Annotated in this window: 13 protein-coding genes; 5 read left to right on the top strand and 8 right to left on the bottom strand. The window is 52.8% G+C overall.

The annotated features are described in order from the left end of the window. Nucleotide 1: 1 nt before the first annotated feature. Nucleotides 2–727 (bottom strand): glycosyltransferase family 2 protein, encoded by a 726-nt coding sequence (locus B5G10_RS07450; RefSeq protein WP_087424107.1) that lies wholly within the window; start codon nucleotides 725–727, stop codon nucleotides 2–4. A gap of 267 nt (nucleotides 728–994) precedes the next feature. On the opposite strand from B5G10_RS07450, the gene B5G10_RS07445 reads away from it, so the two are divergent. Continuing rightward, entirely contained in the window at nucleotides 995–2821 is a 1827-nt protein-coding gene (locus B5G10_RS07445) for an ABC transporter ATP-binding protein (protein WP_087424106.1), read from the top strand. 101 nt (nucleotides 2822–2922) lie between these two features. On the opposite strand, the gene B5G10_RS07440 is transcribed toward B5G10_RS07445, so the two are convergent. The 3 genes from B5G10_RS07440 to B5G10_RS07430 form a co-directional block, all read right to left on the bottom strand. Continuing rightward, the gene (locus tag B5G10_RS07440) at nucleotides 2923–4083 is read right to left on the bottom strand and encodes a PepSY-associated TM helix domain-containing protein (protein WP_087424105.1); all 1161 of its coding nucleotides are present in this window, start codon (nucleotides 4081–4083) and stop codon (nucleotides 2923–2925) included. Between the two features lie 87 nt (nucleotides 4084–4170). Continuing rightward, nucleotides 4171–5646, bottom strand: coding sequence for a DUF4374 domain-containing protein (locus B5G10_RS07435; RefSeq protein WP_087424104.1), 1476 nt, complete (start codon nucleotides 5644–5646; stop codon nucleotides 4171–4173). Between the two features lie 51 nt (nucleotides 5647–5697). Further along, nucleotides 5698–8082 (bottom strand): TonB-dependent receptor, encoded by a 2385-nt coding sequence (locus tag B5G10_RS07430; protein ID WP_241147738.1) that lies wholly within the window; start codon nucleotides 8080–8082, stop codon nucleotides 5698–5700. Between the two features lie 272 nt (nucleotides 8083–8354). Between B5G10_RS07430 and B5G10_RS07425 the strand changes: the two genes are divergently transcribed. Continuing rightward, on the top strand, nucleotides 8355–8639 hold the full coding sequence (locus B5G10_RS07425) for a hypothetical protein (protein WP_143241090.1): 285 nt from the start codon (nucleotides 8355–8357) through the stop codon (nucleotides 8637–8639). 273 nt (nucleotides 8640–8912) lie between these two features. Further along, entirely contained in the window at nucleotides 8913–9446 is a 534-nt protein-coding gene (locus B5G10_RS07420) for a hypothetical protein (RefSeq protein WP_087424101.1), read from the top strand. Between the two features lie 180 nt (nucleotides 9447–9626). Here B5G10_RS07420 and B5G10_RS07415 read toward each other — a convergent pair whose 3' ends face one another. Continuing rightward, nucleotides 9627–10535 (bottom strand): AEC family transporter, encoded by a 909-nt coding sequence (locus B5G10_RS07415; RefSeq protein ID WP_087424175.1) that lies wholly within the window; start codon nucleotides 10533–10535, stop codon nucleotides 9627–9629. 201 nt (nucleotides 10536–10736) lie between these two features. Here B5G10_RS07415 and B5G10_RS07410 point away from each other — a divergent pair, with 201 nt between their 5' ends. Beyond that, the gene (locus tag B5G10_RS07410; RefSeq protein ID WP_087424100.1) at nucleotides 10737–11930 is read left to right on the top strand and encodes a pyridoxal phosphate-dependent aminotransferase; all 1194 of its coding nucleotides are present in this window, start codon (nucleotides 10737–10739) and stop codon (nucleotides 11928–11930) included. Nucleotides 11931–12191: 261 nt separating this feature from the next. On the opposite strand, the gene B5G10_RS07405 is transcribed toward B5G10_RS07410, so the two are convergent. Both B5G10_RS07405 and fldA read right to left on the bottom strand, forming a co-directional pair. Further along, on the bottom strand, nucleotides 12192–12539 hold the full coding sequence (locus tag B5G10_RS07405) for a DUF2023 family protein (RefSeq protein ID WP_087424099.1): 348 nt from the start codon (nucleotides 12537–12539) through the stop codon (nucleotides 12192–12194). Nucleotides 12540–12559: 20 nt separating this feature from the next. Further along, on the bottom strand, nucleotides 12560–13060 hold the full coding sequence (gene fldA / locus B5G10_RS07400) for a flavodoxin FldA (protein WP_087424098.1): 501 nt from the start codon (nucleotides 13058–13060) through the stop codon (nucleotides 12560–12562). Nucleotides 13061–13224: 164 nt separating this feature from the next. On the opposite strand from fldA, the gene B5G10_RS07395 reads away from it, so the two are divergent. Next, entirely contained in the window at nucleotides 13225–13875 is a 651-nt protein-coding gene (locus tag B5G10_RS07395) for an ElyC/SanA/YdcF family protein (protein WP_087424097.1), read from the top strand. A 30-nt stretch (nucleotides 13876–13905) separates the two neighbouring features. Here the strand turns inward: B5G10_RS07395 and B5G10_RS07390 are convergent, their stop codons facing one another. Further along, entirely contained in the window at nucleotides 13906–14400 is a 495-nt protein-coding gene (locus tag B5G10_RS07390) for a hypothetical protein (protein WP_143241089.1), read from the bottom strand. Nucleotides 14401–15099 lie beyond the last annotated feature (699 nt).

The following is a 15099-nucleotide window of genomic DNA, read 5'->3' as shown; positions in this document are numbered from 1 at the left end:
TTTATGGTTTTTTCCAGAAACGGTATTTCAGAAGGGTGCCCATGGCTTTGAAGCCGTCTTTGAGGCGCAGTTTCTTGCCCTCTTCGATTGAGCGGGGGTAGTAGCGGATGGGGACTTCCTTGATTTTGCAGCCCAGCCGTGAGACTTTGGCGGTCACCTCGGGGCAGAATTCAAAGCCCTTGCAGTCGAGCGGTATCGACTTGAGCAGGTCGGCTTCGAACATTTTGTAACAGGTAGGTTCGTCGGTGATGTGTTGACCGTAGAGCAGGTTGGTCATGATCGATAGAACCTTGCCGCCCAATTGATAGCTCACATAGGTATGCGAGTTTTCCTCGGCCAGGAACCGCGAGCCGTAAACGACCCGAAACTGCCCCGAGCGCAGGTGCGGCAGCATCTTGGCAAAGTCGTTGGGGTCGAGTTCGAGGTCGGCATCCTGCATGACCACATAGTCGCCCTTGACGGCCTGGATGCCTGTGCGCACGGCCATTCCCTTGCCTTGGTTGCGGTCGTGCTTGAGGTAGGTGATGGGGGCTTGGGGGTGAGCGGCGATAAACTCTTCGACGATGGAGCCTGTCGAGTCGGTCGAACAGTCGTTCACGACAATCAGTTGCCGCTCCATACCTTCGCCCAGGTCGGCGTCGAGCACGCGTTGCAGCAGCTCCGCAATGGTTTTCTCTTCGTTATATGCGGGAATAATGATTGATAGAGTGTGACGAACTTGCTCCATAACTTGCTATCGGCTAAAAAGATAATGCCAGATTTTGCTTTTCGTGCAAAAGTATCACAATAATTTTGTCTGTGCAAGCATTTGTCTCGAAAGTATGGCTTTATTCGGCGAGATGCCGGCTTTGGGCCAGGATGAAACTGTTGGTGTGGCGTTTATGATATTACCCGGATAAAACTTTTTGGGGCGGGGTTTCGGTCGTGAATGTAAATATACTATCTTTGCAGCTGTAAATTTCCCGGATTTTGCCCGGAGTATAACAGGCTATATATGAAAGATTTTTTTGCAATCCTGCGGCGCTTTGTGCCCCCGTACAAATATTACCTCATACTCAATATCTTTTTCAACATACTGGCGTCGATATTGACGCTCTTCTCCTTTGCACTCATCATCCCCATCCTCGAGATTCTGTTTAAGCTCAAGCAGGCTACCTATACCTTCATGGAGTGGGATTCGGCTTCGCTGAAGGATGTGGTGGTGAATAACTTCTATTACTATATCACGACGATGATCAACGATAGGGGTGCCGGTTTTGCTCTGCTTATTCTGGGTGTATTCCTCATGGTGATGACCTTCTTCAAGACCACGGCTACCTATTTGAGCTCGCACTTCATGATTCCGTTGCGGTCGGGTATCGTGCGCGATATACGCAACTATGTGTATGAAAAGGTGGTGAGCCTGCCTATCGGCTTTTTTACCAGCGAGAAGAAGGGCGATGTGATGGCGCGCATGTCGGGCGATGTGGGAGAGATTGAGAATTCGATCATGGCTTCGCTCGATATGATGTTCAAGAACCCTATCATGATTCTTGTCTGCCTGGGTACGATGTTTGCCATCAGTTGGCAACTCACGGTCTTTGTGCTTATCCTGCTGCCTACGGCCGGCTATATCATGGGTCAGGTGGGCAAGAAACTCAAGCGCCGTTCGCTCGAGGGCCAGAACCAGTGGGGCCAGTTGATGTCGATTATCGAGGAGACTTTGGGGGGCCTTCGCATCATCAAGGCCTTTAATGCCGAGGAGAAGATGATCAAGTGGTTTCGCACCGAGAACAATGTGTTTTACAAGATATCCAACCGCATTAACCGCCGGCAGGCGCTGGCTCACCCGATGAGCGAGTTTTTGGGTACCTGCACCATCTGCATTGTGCTGTGGTATGGCGGTTCGCTCATTCTCTCGGGTACGAGCAGCATCGATGCGGCATCGTTCATCTATTATCTGGTGATTTTTTACAGCATCATCAACCCGGCCAAAGATCTTTCGAAGGCGGCCTATTCGATACAAAAAGGGTTGGCCTCGATGGAGCGTGTCGATCTTATTCTCTCGGCTGTGAACCCGATACAGGATCCCGAGAAACCTGTCGAACTGACCGACATGAAAGAGGGTATCGAATACCGCGACGTGTCGTTCCGCTACAATACCGAGAATGTGGTGAAGCATGTGAACCTTACCATCAAGAAAGGGCAGACCGTAGCTCTGGTGGGGCAGTCGGGCTCGGGTAAATCGACGATGGCCGACCTTTTGCCTCGCTTCTATGATGTGAACGAGGGGGGTATCTATATCGACGGGGTGAATATCAAGAATTTCAGGGTGCATGATTTGCGTGGCCTCATGGGGAATGTGAATCAGGAGGCCATCCTGTTTAACGACTCGTTTTACAACAACATTACCTTCGGGGTCGAGGATGCTACCATGGAGCAGGTAATCGAGGCGGCCAAGATTGCCAATGCCCATGAGTTTATCATGGCTACCGAGGATGGCTACAATACCTGTATCGGTGACCGCGGAAGCCGCTTGTCGGGCGGGCAACGCCAGCGTGTAAGTATTGCCCGGGCTATTTTGAAGAACCCGCCTATCTTGATTCTCGACGAGGCGACGTCGGCGCTCGATACCGAGTCGGAGCGGCTCGTTCAGGAGGCGCTCGAGAACCTCATGCGCAACCGCACTACGCTCGTGATTGCCCACCGTCTATCGACTATCAAGGATGCCGACCTCATTTGCGTGATGCACGAGGGTGAGATTGTGGAGCGGGGTTGCCACGACGAGCTTATCAAACTCGACCGCTATTACAAACGTCTGGTTGATATGCAAAAGTTCTGATACGTTTGACTGTGAGGATAATATAAACGAGAAGCGCCACTCTTTCGGGTGGCGCTTCTCGTTTTGTTTCGTATCGTGTGGGCTCCATGAGGGGGGATGGCTTAACGGGTTGTGGCCCGGTTGTGACGTTTGCGGTAGAGCCGCTTGATCCACAGGTAGTACCCCGTGAGAGGTAGGGTGGCTCCCAGCAGGGAGGCCAGTACCCAGAGGATGCGCGAGGCGGTTCCGCCCCAGGCTCCCGTGTGTATCGAGTAAATCCAACCTCTTATCTTGCCCGAGCTGTTGCTCTCTTTGTAGAGCGATACCCCGGTAATCTGGCCCGATTGCGGGTCGAAGGTGTAGCGGTCGGTGCCGCGGATATTGCCGTAGCGGTTGTTCGATACGTTGGCCGTGCCGTTGGAGATTTCGATTTTCTGGTTGCCGGGGTTCCTGGCGGCCAGCTGGTCATAGACCGATTGCCAGCAGGCAAAGGGGCTTGGCTGTGCAGCCGGTGTGTCTTTTGTTACGGGCGATTTCCCTTGCGATACTTTCTGCCCTTGTGCCGGGCTGTTTGCCGCGGGCTTGGCTGCCGCACTCGTCTCTACGCCGAACACGGTGTAGAAGGCATTTTTGTACCAGTCGAACGACCAGGTGAGCCCTGTGAGTGCCATGACCAGTATCAGCAGCAATACGTAGATTCCGCCGGCCGCGTGCAGATCGTGCCAAAAGCGGGCTTTCCCTTTGCGCAGGGCTATCTGTATGCCATTCTTCAGCCCCTTGCGGGAGCGGGGCCACCAGATGACTATGCCCGAGAGCAGGATGATGACAAACAACAGGGTGCTGATGCCGGTAATGCGTTTTCCCCAGAAGATGCCTCCGTCGGCCGGTTGGCTGTCGAGCAGCCAGCGGTGCAGCGAAAAGACGGCCTGGTAGAAGGGCGATCGTTGCGACTGACCCTTGATTTCGCCCGTGTAGGGGTCGATATAAACCGCCGCGCCTCGGGGTGACGAGAGGTTCACTTGATAAGTGCGGTTGGGTTGTGGATAGATGGTGACACCGGTTATCGCGCCTCCTTTGACCAGTTGAGACTCGACCTTCTCGACCAGTGTGCCTACGGGCAGAGGTTGTGAGCCGGGATTCTCTACATAATAGAGATTGCGGTTGGTAAGGTGTGTAATTTCGTCCTCAAATACCAGTAGTGCACCTGTAAAACAGATGATTGTGATAATGAGACCGAAGGGAACCGCCAACCAGAGGTGAATTTTGCGGAATGTTTTTCTCATGTGTGATTCTCTTTTAACATGTAAAATTAAAAAGAACCTGCGAGAATATGGTTCATCGGCAGGCTCTTTTTTTCTCGTTGGCCGGGGTCATCGGGTTTGCAGGCGGCCCACACCGGCTACGCTTGTGGCTACGATGGTGAGTCCTTTCGAGGCGGTAGCCGAGGCGGGGTCTATTTTATATACGGTGGGATATCCGCTCGATGTGGCCACCACGACGTAGGCGTTGCCGGCTTCGTCGATGTAGGGGGTGTTGCTCAAGGCGCTGATGTCGGCGGGGAGTCCCGATACTTCGCGCAGGGTGCCGTCGCCCTGAGTGTCGAAGATGACCAGTCGGTTGGCAGTCCCCTTGAATCCCTGGGCATCATAGGCCAGCAGCATGAAGTAGTTGCCCGTGATATACCAGCTGCGCAGGAAGGCAGCTTCGGTGCCGTCGGGGTTTTTCAAGGCTTTGTAGTAGGTGGGGTCGAAGTCGAGGGCATCCCACGAGGTCCGGGTGTCGATGCGTACGACTCCGGCCGGCAGGGTGGTCTGTTGGCGGGCATCGCTCATGGTTTTGGCATAGCTGGGCGAGAGCACATAGAGGTATCCGTCGTCGGCTTTCCACACCATTTGGTAGTATTGCGAGCGGTTGCGGCCGCAGGCATAGCTGATTTTGTCGCTCTTGACGACTTTGTGCTCGGTGAGGCTCTCGTCTTTGAAGATGGCCACCCAGCACTCGTCGGGGTATTGGGTCCATTGCAGTTCGTTGGCGTTGTAGGCACCGCTGCCCGAGCCTCCCGACTCGGTCTTGACCAGGTCGGCGTAACCTTCGCGCACATAGCCGTGGGCCCGGCCATCGACCGTCTGTATATAGCCCCACTGGCTCAATCCCATGGGTACGGCGGCCGAGTAGAGGTAGTCGCCTACCTGCTCCAGCCCGGCAAGTGTTACATACTCGCCGTTACCGAGGAAGTTCTCGGAGCGCAGGCGGATGTCGCCGGCTCCGCTCCCGTCTTTGGCCGTCTGGTTGCGGGCGTCGATGTAGGCCGGCAGAAAGTGTTTGGGATAGTAGGTCTCGGTGAGGCTCTGGCCGTTCTTGTCGGTGTAGGTATAGCTTTGGGCATCGATGGTGCCGCTGCCCGACGAGGTGGTCATGATGTAGTCGTTGTAGAGGCCGTAGGTGGTGAATCGGCTCAGTTTGTAGGTGCGCGGGTCTTTGGCCATCTCGAAGGATGCGTTGAGGCTGTACGAGGCGGTTTGTCCGGCCTCGCCCTGGTTGTAGTTGAGGGCAAAGAGTGACTGTTGGCCGTAGAATACCCAGTAGGTGGCACCGTCGTTCTGGGTGCCCTGTACGGTGGGAGTCACCTTGTAGTTGGGGTCATCGAGGCGGTCGGCCGTGAGTAACACGTGGGTCTCGTTGTTGCCGGTGCCTACCGAGGCGGCAATCACATAGTTGCCCTTTGATACTTCGGTGAGTCCGGTAAGTCCTGCGGGAGTGGCGGGTCCATCCTCTTCGCACGATACGAGCCATAGGCTTGCGGCACAGAGGACAAGGGTTGTGGTTAAGAAGGAGTTCTTTTTCATGTGTGTATGAGTTTTAGTGAATAATTGTTGTTTGCGGTATTTGAGTCGGTATCAGTCGCCGAAGTGAATCCGTATCTTGCCGTAGAAGGCCCGGCCCGCTTTCTGGAGGCTGAAGTTGTCGTAGAGCTTCTCGTCGGTGAAGTTGCGGCACTCGAACGACAGGTTGTAGCGCCCCTGGTGCAGGCTGTAACTGATCGAGAGGTTGTGCGAAAACTGGTCGGGAATCATGTAGGCGCTGCTGTTGGTACCTATCACCTCGGAGTTGTAGCAGAAGCTGTGCAGATACTGGTTGTCGTAGGTGAGGGTGAGCAGGTTGCCCTTGCGGCCCAGGTCGTGCCAGTAGAGGTTGATGTCGCTGTCGGCAAACATATAGGGCACGTTGGCCATGCGGGCCTTGTAGGTGAGGTTGGGCGTGGAGTTGCCTGAGCTACCGATTTGGTACTTCTCCATGTCGCGCACGTCCATTTGCGAGAAGTTGCCGCCTATGCTCAGCCATCGGGCCAGGCTGTATCGGGCCGAGAGGTTGTAGCCCTTAGTCACTACCTTGCCATAGTTGGTGTAGGTGGCATTTTCCTTGCCGCCGCTCAGATCCTGTATGTTGCGCTGGATGTAGTCGCGGGTGTTGCGGTAGAGCAGACCGCCCTCGAGGTAGAACGAGTGCTTGCCCAGAGTGCGGGAATAGCTGAGGTTGAGGTTGACGTTGTGGCTGTTTTCGGGACGGAGGTTCACCTGTCCGCTCTCGAGGTCCTCGTCGCCAAACATCTCTTCGATGGTGGGCAGGCGGTAGGCTTTCTCGTAGGAGAGTTTGGCTTGGAGCCCGGGCAGAATGAAACAGGTGCCCGCGGCACCATAGCCGGCCTGTTGCACGGTGCGGCTAACCTGTACATAATCGGTGGCGTTGGCATCGGTTGCCACGGGGCCCGACACGTATTGGTGATAGTATTTGCCGAATATCGAGAGGTTCCACCGGTCGGAGGGCATGAGCCGGTATGAGAGGCCGGCAATGTTTTTGCGGGTCTCTTTGGCAAATTCGTTTTCAATGGCGGTGCCGGTAAGCAGCGAGGCGTTGGTGCGGTGGAAGGCGTTCCACACGTTGTTGAAGGTGAGGGTATTGGCTCGGTTGATGCGGTAGTTGAGGGTGAGGGTGGTGTTCCAGTTGTCGTTGTGGGCCCGGGCATACTGTTCGCTCTGTTCGCCCCGACCGTTGGTGTTGGGCCGGCGTTGGCCGAACCAGTTGTAGCGATAGCTGGCGGTATCGATATGGGTGGTGATGTTGCGGTTGTAGTTGACCGTGAGAGTGAGGTCGAGCCCGCGGGTGAGCAGGTTGCGCTTGCTGTATTCGAGCGAGGGCATGAGCGAGTAGCCCCGGCGATGTTTCTCGCCGAAGACGGTGTGTTGCCGCACGCCGGTCTGTATCTCTTTGTACATGTGTGAGTAGGTGAATCCCAGCATGAGGCGGTCGGCCCACGGTTTGCCGGTAACCCCGGCTTTGGCCACGACGGCCTCGTTGTGATAGGTGTCGTTGAAGCGTTTGACGCGGAACACCTCGTCGGTAATAATCGACGAGCCGTCGTCGTTCCATTGCTCCACATGATCGGCATCGATGCGGTAGTCGTTGTCGGAGTAGTTTTGGAAGAGGTTGACCTCGTAGGTGAGTCCGTTTTTGAAACTCTGCCCGATGTTGACATGCGATTTGTGGGTGTTGAACGAACCGTAGGAGTAGGCGGCATCGAGGAACCAGTTGCGTCGCTGCTTGTTGGTGACGATGTTGATGACCCCGCCGATGGCGTCGGTGCCGAATCCTACGGGCACCACCCCTTTGTAGATTTCGATGCGGTCGGCAAAACTGATGGGGATATTGTTCAGCCCGAAAGAGCTGCCCACGCCCTCTTGCGGTACGCCGTCGATAAAGACTTTCACATGCTTGCCGCTGAAACCGTCGAGCATGAGTTGCATGTCGGAGCCTACGCCTCCCGATTCGCGCAGCTTCATGCCGGGGGCTTTGGCCAGTGCGTCGCTCAGGTTCTTGGTCGAGTTCTGCATCTCGCGGGTATCGACGGCCACGGCGTTGTAGGCCGAGTTTTTCACGCGGTTCACTCCTGTGGAGACGACGGTCACCTCGTCGAGTGCCTGGGCTCGGGGAGTGAGGGTTACATCGATCTGGGTGTGCTGGTCCGGTTTGAGCGAGACCTTTTTCTCGAACGGTTCGTAGCCGATGGCCGAGACGGCCAGGGTATATTCGCCCGCCCGGGCTTTGAGCCGGTAACGTCCCTGTTCGTCGGTAGTGCCACCCACGGGGCTCCCTTTCAGATAGATGGTAGCAAAATCGACAACTCTCTTTTCGCCCGCCTCGAAAGCGACGACTTGTCCCGAGAGCAGCGTCCCGGCCGAGTGGTCCCCTTTGTGATGGTTACGCTTGGCTTGCAGGGGAAATATGAGTAACAGAGTGATAAACAGTGAGAAAAGTGTCGATAGTTTAGCTTTCACGTCCGAAATGGTTTTTATTTGGTAATTCGCTGCAAAGTTATGGAGCCCCCCCAAAGGCACACAATCGCATGTTATAGGTATTGTAGGGCCGGTATCTCCCTATTCATGGTTAAAGAGGGTGGGTTGCCATTTGGTTGACCGGGCCCGAAAGAGAGTGCCGTTATGGAAAAACAGCTCCTCGATGAGTTGTAACTTCCATTCTTTTTGTGTATGTTTGCAGCATGAAAGGTTTTGTAAAACATCTGCTTGTACTCTCGCTTGCCCTGGTATTGGGGTGGGGCTCGGCGCTGTTGCATGTGGCCGAGGTGGAGCAGATGCACGAGACCTCGAGTAGCTACACGCTGGTCGATCACGAAACTCCTTCGCATCCGCTCCAGAATTTTGTAGCCATTGTTCCGGCCGAGCGTATTGCCGTGGTGAATACGGTGCGGTTCCCCTCGTCGCCGGTGGCCGAGCGTATAGGAAGTAACACTGTATTTGCATCGGCACAGCAGTGCTGTTGTTAGCTCACAGCCCTTCGAGAGAAGTCGATCAGGCACGACTACGAGGGGTATAAGGCCCAGATGTGTTCACACGGGCATTATCTCTATTCACTTTGTCAAATGCTAATTTAGCGGGGGCAGGTAACTCCTGCCAGTTGACAGAAGCCGGTTGCCGCTTCTGGTTCGCTTGTCGTATCGATGGGATACGGCAGGGCGACTCCCCGTGTATGGTCGTGGGGAAAGGCACCGAATAGCTTTTTGAACACATATTACCCAACTTATTAGCATTGAAAGAAAATGGAAAATAAAGAGAAAGAGACTACTGTGTCTAAATTTGCCGAAAACCCCTATGTAGAAATCAAGAAAAAAGTATCGATGGCCGGTGTTGTCTCGATTGTTATTGCCGTGGCTGTTTTTGTAGCTTCGGCCGTTATCTCCGATCCGCAATCGTCGCTCAAACTCTTCCTGATTGTGGTGGGTGCCTGTGCCCTTATCTATGGCCTCATCAAGGTGGCTGTGGGCAATAAGGTGGCGGTGTGCCGGGAAAACGGCAAGGTGATGAAAAAACACGAACTTCTCTTCGAGAGTGGTGAGGTGTCGCGCCTGAAACAGATGGTCGAGACTGGTAACTTCCAGTCGATAGGTTCGCTGCCCCGCGCCGTAGGTCACAAGGCTGGTGCCAAACTGACGCTCTTTATCGACGATGAACAAAGTTTTGCCACGGCTCAGGTTTCGGAGTTTATTCCGTTTGACTATGAACCGGTGATGTCTCCCATGAGTTACAACGGCGAGAGTGTGAAAGCTATTGCCGCCCTTACTAAAGCCGCATAAATCGTTTTTTTGCCAGGATGATTTCCTGGCCCCCTTTGTTATTGGGCCAAAAAGGGGAAGGGAAAAGAGATGATACGATCTTACTCTATCCTATATCCTATCGTATCATTGTTTGTTTGTTCAAATGCCTTCTGCGCCAAATCTGGTGCGGGAGGCATTTCTTTTCTTGCTCGACTTCTGTTATAGGAATAGGGTGATCAGGGGAATACTCATGACCGAGAACAGGGTGGTAATGAAAGTCCCTTCGGCCATAATCTCTTCGCCGTTTTCATATTTGATGCAAAACAGGGTGCCATACGAGGCGACGGGCATGGCTGCCAGCACAACATTGATGTTGGCTATGGTCTCGTCGATGTGGCAGAGTCGGGAGAGGAAGAGGATGAGCAGGGGTATCAGCATGAGACGCAGGACCGACATCAGGTAGATGGAGGGGTTGCCAAACATGCGGCGAATGGGAACCTGGGCAATCGATGAGCCTATGATGAGCAGGGCGGCCGGTACGGTCACGTTGCCCAGCAGGTGGAAGGGGGTGCTGATGACACGGGGTGGAATCCAGCCTGTGACGACGATGAGGATGGAGAGGTATGACGCTATCATGGCCGGGCTGTAGAGCGTGCTCCAGTCGAAACGCATTTTGTCCTGGCCGCCCGAGATGAAGAGCGTACCAAACACGAATATCAACAGCGTGCTGGGGAAGTTGAGGATGCAGGCATAAAACACGGCACTGGGCCCGAAGATGGAGGCTACGATGGGATAGCCTATGAAGCCTACGTTGCCGAAGGCCAGCATGAAACTGTAAATGCCCCGGTCGGTGGGCTTGACGGGCATGTACCGCGGGAGCAGAAACGAAGCGCCTATCAGAACGATGTAGGTGGCAAACCCTACGACGAGCAGGGGGAGAATGAGATTCTTGTCGGGGAGTGTGTCGCCCATGACCGACGAGAGTATCAGGCAGGGGCATGTGATATTGATGACCAGCTCCGAGAGCTTGCGGTCGAAGGCTGCATCCATCATCCCCCGTTTACTTGAATAATAGCCGACGATTACCAGTGAGAAGAGGATAATCATCTGCGTGACAATTGCATCCATGAAATCCTTTACCTTAAAAAACGTGCAAAGATACATAAATATCGGGTAAATATGGTCGGTTTGTGCCCGAGTTTGCCTATCTTTGTAGAAGATAGGAGTCGGTTCGGCATAGATAAACCTCGAAAACTGCGTTCTCGGTTTCCCTCTGCGCTCACCTTTTGCTATCTTTGTAGAAGTATAAAACCTAAAACAGCTATTCTCATGAATCAAGTATCCGACCGTTTGGCCGCCCTTGCTCCATCGCAAACGCTGGCGATGTCGCAAAAAAGTAGTGAACTGAAAGCTCAGGGAGTCGATGTGATTAACCTGAGTGTGGGAGAACCCGATTTCAATACCCCCCAGCATATCAAGGATGCTGCGAAAAAGGCGATAGACGACAACTTCTCGCACTACTCGCCCGTGCCGGGTTATATGGATTTGCGTCAGGCCATCTGTGCCAAACTGAAAAATGAGAATGGGCTCGACTATACTCCCGAGCAGATTGTGGTGTCGAACGGTGCCAAGCAGTCGATTTGCAACACGATTCTCTCGCTTGTCAATCCTGGCGACGAGGTGGTGCTGCCTGCTCCCTACTGGGTGAGCTATGTCGAGATGGTGAAACTGGCCGAGGGCAAGAGCGTGATTGTAGAGACTGGTATCGAGCAGGATTTCAAGATGAGTGCCGCCCAACTCGAGGCTGCCATCACGCCCAAGACCAAGATGCTTATTCTTTGCTCGCCTTCCAACCCCACGGGCAGTGTCTATTCGCACGACGAACTCGCTGCCTTGGCTACCGTGCTGGAACGTCACCCGCAAATCTTTATCCTGGCCGATGAGATTTATGAGCATATCAACTATGTGGGAGCTCACCAGAGTATCGCCCAGTTTGCCGCTTTGCGCGATCGGGTGATCATTGTCAACGGGGTTTCCAAGGGGTATGCCATGACTGGTTGGCGTATCGGCTTTATTGCGGCTCCGCTGTGGATTGCTAAGGCTTGCAACAAGCTGCAGGGCCAATATACCTCGGGTGCCTCGTCGATTGCACAGAAGGCTGCCGCTGCTGCCTTTGCCGGTGACCAGAGTTGTGTAGAGGAGATGCGCCGGGCTTTTGAGCGCCGTCGCGACCTGGTGGTGCGGTTGGCTCGCGAGATTCCCGGGTTGAAGGTGAACAACCCCGACGGTGCCTTCTACCTCTTCCCCGAGATTAGCTGCTACCTGGGCAAGGCCGATGGAGATCGCAAGATTGTGACTTCGTCCGACCTGGCCATGTATATTCTCGAGGTAGGGCATGTGGCTACCGTGGCCGGCGATGCCTTTGGTGCGCCCAACTACCTGCGTCTTTCCTATGCTACCTCTGAGGAGAATATCACCGAGGCCATGCGCCGCATGAAAGAGGTGCTCGCCCGGCTGAAATAAACGACGGTATCGCCCCCGATATACCAAGAGAAAACGACCTCCCTGTCTCTGTCCCGACTGCTTGCCGGGCGAGTGGGGAGGCCGTTTGTGTATGGTGGGGACTACAAGGCGCCCTGCATGATGGGGAGGTGGAGCGAAAAACAAACCCACCGGGCCTCACGGCACAGTGGGTTTATCACAACTAAAAACAAACTTCAAAATTGTAGTATTCTTTTCCCTTTTTGCAAATTAGATCGAGAGGGTGTGGAGAAAAGAGTTCATTTATTTGGCTTTACGTTTGCAGAAGCGTTGACATTGTCCGCAGAGGTCATACCCGAGCAGGGCCCCCAGGATGAAATCCTCTTCGGGGGTGAGTTCGTTCAAGGGGCGCGAGGCCAGTGACTGAATCACCTCGATGCACTCGCGTCGGCCGAAGAAGAGGTTTATCTTGTTGCAACCGATGGGCTGTATGCAGTAGTCGATATGCTGTTTGTCCAGTCGGGTCACGGCAAACTCTTCGTAGCGTTTGCTGGTGGTGTAGAGTACCATGTGGCGTACCCCCTTCTTGTATTCATACAGATGGTTGAGAAATACTTTCAACTCGGCTGGAAAGGATTGACAGGTCATCATGTTCGTGTGGGTTGAAGGGGTTACAGGTCGAGGCTTTTTACCCAGGCGTCGATGCGGGCCTCGCTTTTGTCGGATTCGTTGGCTTCGTCGAGCGGCAGCCCCACGAAATCGCCGTCGATAACCGATGCCGATGAGGAGAACGAGTAGTCGTCGGTAGCCACATGATTGCCGGTGAAGCGGCAGCCTGTGTCTTTCAACTCGTCGTAGAGCAGCCCAATGGCGTCGCAAAAAGTGTCGGGGTATGACTCGGAGTCGCCGCAGCCGAAGAGGGCAATGGTCTTTTGACTCAGGTCGGCGGCTTTCAAGATTTTCACGGCGTCGTACCAGTCGTCCTGCAATTCGCCGCATCCCCAGGTCGAGGAGCCCAGGATGAGAGCGTCGTAGTTGTCGAGGCTGTCGGCCGTGAGGCGAGAGACATCGATCACGTTGTTGGGGGCTATGCCCAGTTTTTTGGCGATTGTGTGGGCTACTCCCTCGGTCATGCCGGTTGAGGAGCCGTAGAATATGGCTGTTCTTTTCATCGTCGTAACGGTTGTTTGGTTTGACGATTCAAAGTAACGGCTTTTGGTTGGGCTGCCCAATACCTACATGTAGGGGTTTTCTTTTCACACCTACTTAGTTTGAGGGAAAAAGGAGCGGATTTTACTATTTTTCATTATCTTCGTCGTATAAAACAGGAGTAAGAATGAAACAATACAAAAAGTGGATTGTAGCGGCTGTAATAGCTGCCGTGATGGCTGTCTTTATTGTGATTCTGGTATGCGACGGATTGGTGAGGAGTTATGCCGGGGACAAGATTTTTGATACAGTCGAGGCGATACCTCACTGCAAGGTGGGGTTGTTGTTGGGTACAGCCCCCATTACTCCAGAGGGTGAGCACAATTATTATTTCGACTATCGTATCGAGGCTGCAGCCCGTTTGTTTCAAGCTGGCAAGATTGACTATATTCTGGTGAGCGGCGATAATCATGATCGCGATTATGATGAGCCTACCTGCATGCGGGATTCGCTAGTGGCCCACGGGGTGCCGGCCGACCGTATCGTACTTGACTATGCCGGATTCCGTACGCTCGACTCTATCGTGCGGGCCAAGAAAATTTTCGGTCAGGACAGTCTGACCATCATCTCGCAGAAGTTTCACAACGAGCGGGCCATCTATCTGGCCAAGAGCAGCGGCATATCGGCAGTCGGTTATAATGCCCGCGACGTAGCCCGCCGGGCGAAGTATATAAAAATACACGGACGAGAGTACCTCGCCCGTGTGAAAATGTTTCTCGACCTCCTCACCGACAAACAACCCCGCTTCTTAGGGAAGAAAGAGGAGACGCCGTTTTAATGTTCAATGAGAAATCAATAGCTTTTGCCCTTATTGCATAAGGGCTTTTCTCCTTTCGATTTCACTACGCAAGTTGTTGAACCAGTTGGCATAGATGGTGGGGTCTTCGACCATGCTGTTCTTGTTTCGGGTGCTCTTGCTGAATTGATTGAGAGTTGAGGTGACACTACCTTCATAGAGCGTAAACTTAACCTCGGTCAAGTTGTCGTTAAGCGGTTGAATGAAGAAAGAGGCTTGTGAAGTAGAGGCTTCGGTAGCACTACCCAAAAGAGCCATTTGCCAATCGGCATTCTTATTATCAATCTGTTTGCTGGCGGTAATGAGTCCCGATTCTTTATCAGTACTGTTTATCAAGAAGCCCTCGGATTGGAGCAGAGAAATGGCTGAACCGAAAACGAGGTTGTAATCGGCCTCGAATTGCTTGGTGGTCATCAACTTTATCTCTGCAGGTGAAAGTGCCGGTTTGGAGGTTCCGCACGACATGAGTATAAATAAAATAGGTAAAAAAACGATATATTTTTTCATTGTGTAAAAATTTTTAGGGTTAATAACTGGTTGAGACCACTGAATAGTCTAAAACTATATCGTTGGAGTCGAATGTGATGATTAAGTCGAAAGATTGAGCACTGCTACTTTGTGACGCTCTTGCTCCAAATAGGAAATCGGTACCTCCTTGTTTGTTTACGGTACTCATTTTGTTGTAGCTCCATACCTCGTTGTTCGATTTGTTTTTCGACACCAGGTTGGGTGCTCCAAAGATTTCTAATATCTCGGCTTGAGTAGTACTCCCTTTTATGATTTTTGATTTTACAACACCAAAAGTGAGATTACTTTTTTGAGTCGGCTCTGTGCTGGCTCCGTATTTATAGCTGCTACACGATATTGAAAATAACAGGCTGCAGCATAATAATAGAATCTGTATCTTTTTCATCTATTGTATTATTATGAAAATGATTAAAATTGAGGTCTTTGGAATAGATTTCCCCTTTTTGTTCCGATTTGGCGATTTTATAGTTGTTTCATAGGCTTCGTGTTTATTTGGGCTAATAGTCCCCAGATTTAGCCTGTTAATAAAAAAGGAAAGCGTGGAGACTGTTTAAAGTTTAGGCCTAGTCGACAAAATTCAGGATGAAACCTCAGTAAAGCATTGATTTTAATATCTTTGTGAAGATTATTATAAATATGGCACAAAAAATGCTTTTTCTGTGGGTCTTCACATGTGGT

Origin of the sequence: Barnesiella sp. An55, assembly GCF_002161555.1 — a bacterium.
In the GTDB taxonomy this organism is placed as follows: Bacteria; Bacteroidota; Bacteroidia; order Bacteroidales; family Barnesiellaceae; genus Barnesiella; species Barnesiella merdipullorum.
This window is presented reverse-complemented; position numbering and strand designations above follow the sequence as displayed.

What these genes read in the sequence shown, in the direction of transcription:
- B5G10_RS07395 (WP_087424097.1), top strand. Translation starts at nt 13,225, where the DNA reads ATGAAACAATACAAAAAGTGGATTGTAGCGGCTGTAATAGCTGCCGTG.
- B5G10_RS07415 (WP_087424175.1), bottom strand. Translation starts at nt 10,535, where the DNA reads ATGGATGCAATTGTCACGCAGATGATTATCCTCTTCTCACTGGTAATC.
- B5G10_RS07450 (WP_087424107.1), bottom strand. Translation starts at nt 727, where the DNA reads ATGGAGCAAGTTCGTCACACTCTATCAATCATTATTCCCGCATATAAC.
- B5G10_RS07420 (WP_087424101.1), top strand. Translation starts at nt 8,913, where the DNA reads ATGGAAAATAAAGAGAAAGAGACTACTGTGTCTAAATTTGCCGAAAAC.
- B5G10_RS07445 (WP_087424106.1), top strand. Translation starts at nt 995, where the DNA reads ATGAAAGATTTTTTTGCAATCCTGCGGCGCTTTGTGCCCCCGTACAAA.
- B5G10_RS07410 (WP_087424100.1), top strand. Translation starts at nt 10,737, where the DNA reads ATGAATCAAGTATCCGACCGTTTGGCCGCCCTTGCTCCATCGCAAACG.
- B5G10_RS07390 (WP_143241089.1), bottom strand. Translation starts at nt 14,400, where the DNA reads ATGAAAAAATATATCGTTTTTTTACCTATTTTATTTATACTCATGTCG.
- B5G10_RS07425 (WP_143241090.1), top strand. Translation starts at nt 8,355, where the DNA reads ATGAAAGGTTTTGTAAAACATCTGCTTGTACTCTCGCTTGCCCTGGTA.
- B5G10_RS07405 (WP_087424099.1), bottom strand. Translation starts at nt 12,539, where the DNA reads ATGATGACCTGTCAATCCTTTCCAGCCGAGTTGAAAGTATTTCTCAAC.
- B5G10_RS07435 (WP_087424104.1), bottom strand. Translation starts at nt 5,646, where the DNA reads ATGAAAAAGAACTCCTTCTTAACCACAACCCTTGTCCTCTGTGCCGCA.
- fldA (WP_087424098.1), bottom strand. Translation starts at nt 13,060, where the DNA reads ATGAAAAGAACAGCCATATTCTACGGCTCCTCAACCGGCATGACCGAG.
- B5G10_RS07440 (WP_087424105.1), bottom strand. Translation starts at nt 4,083, where the DNA reads ATGAGAAAAACATTCCGCAAAATTCACCTCTGGTTGGCGGTTCCCTTC.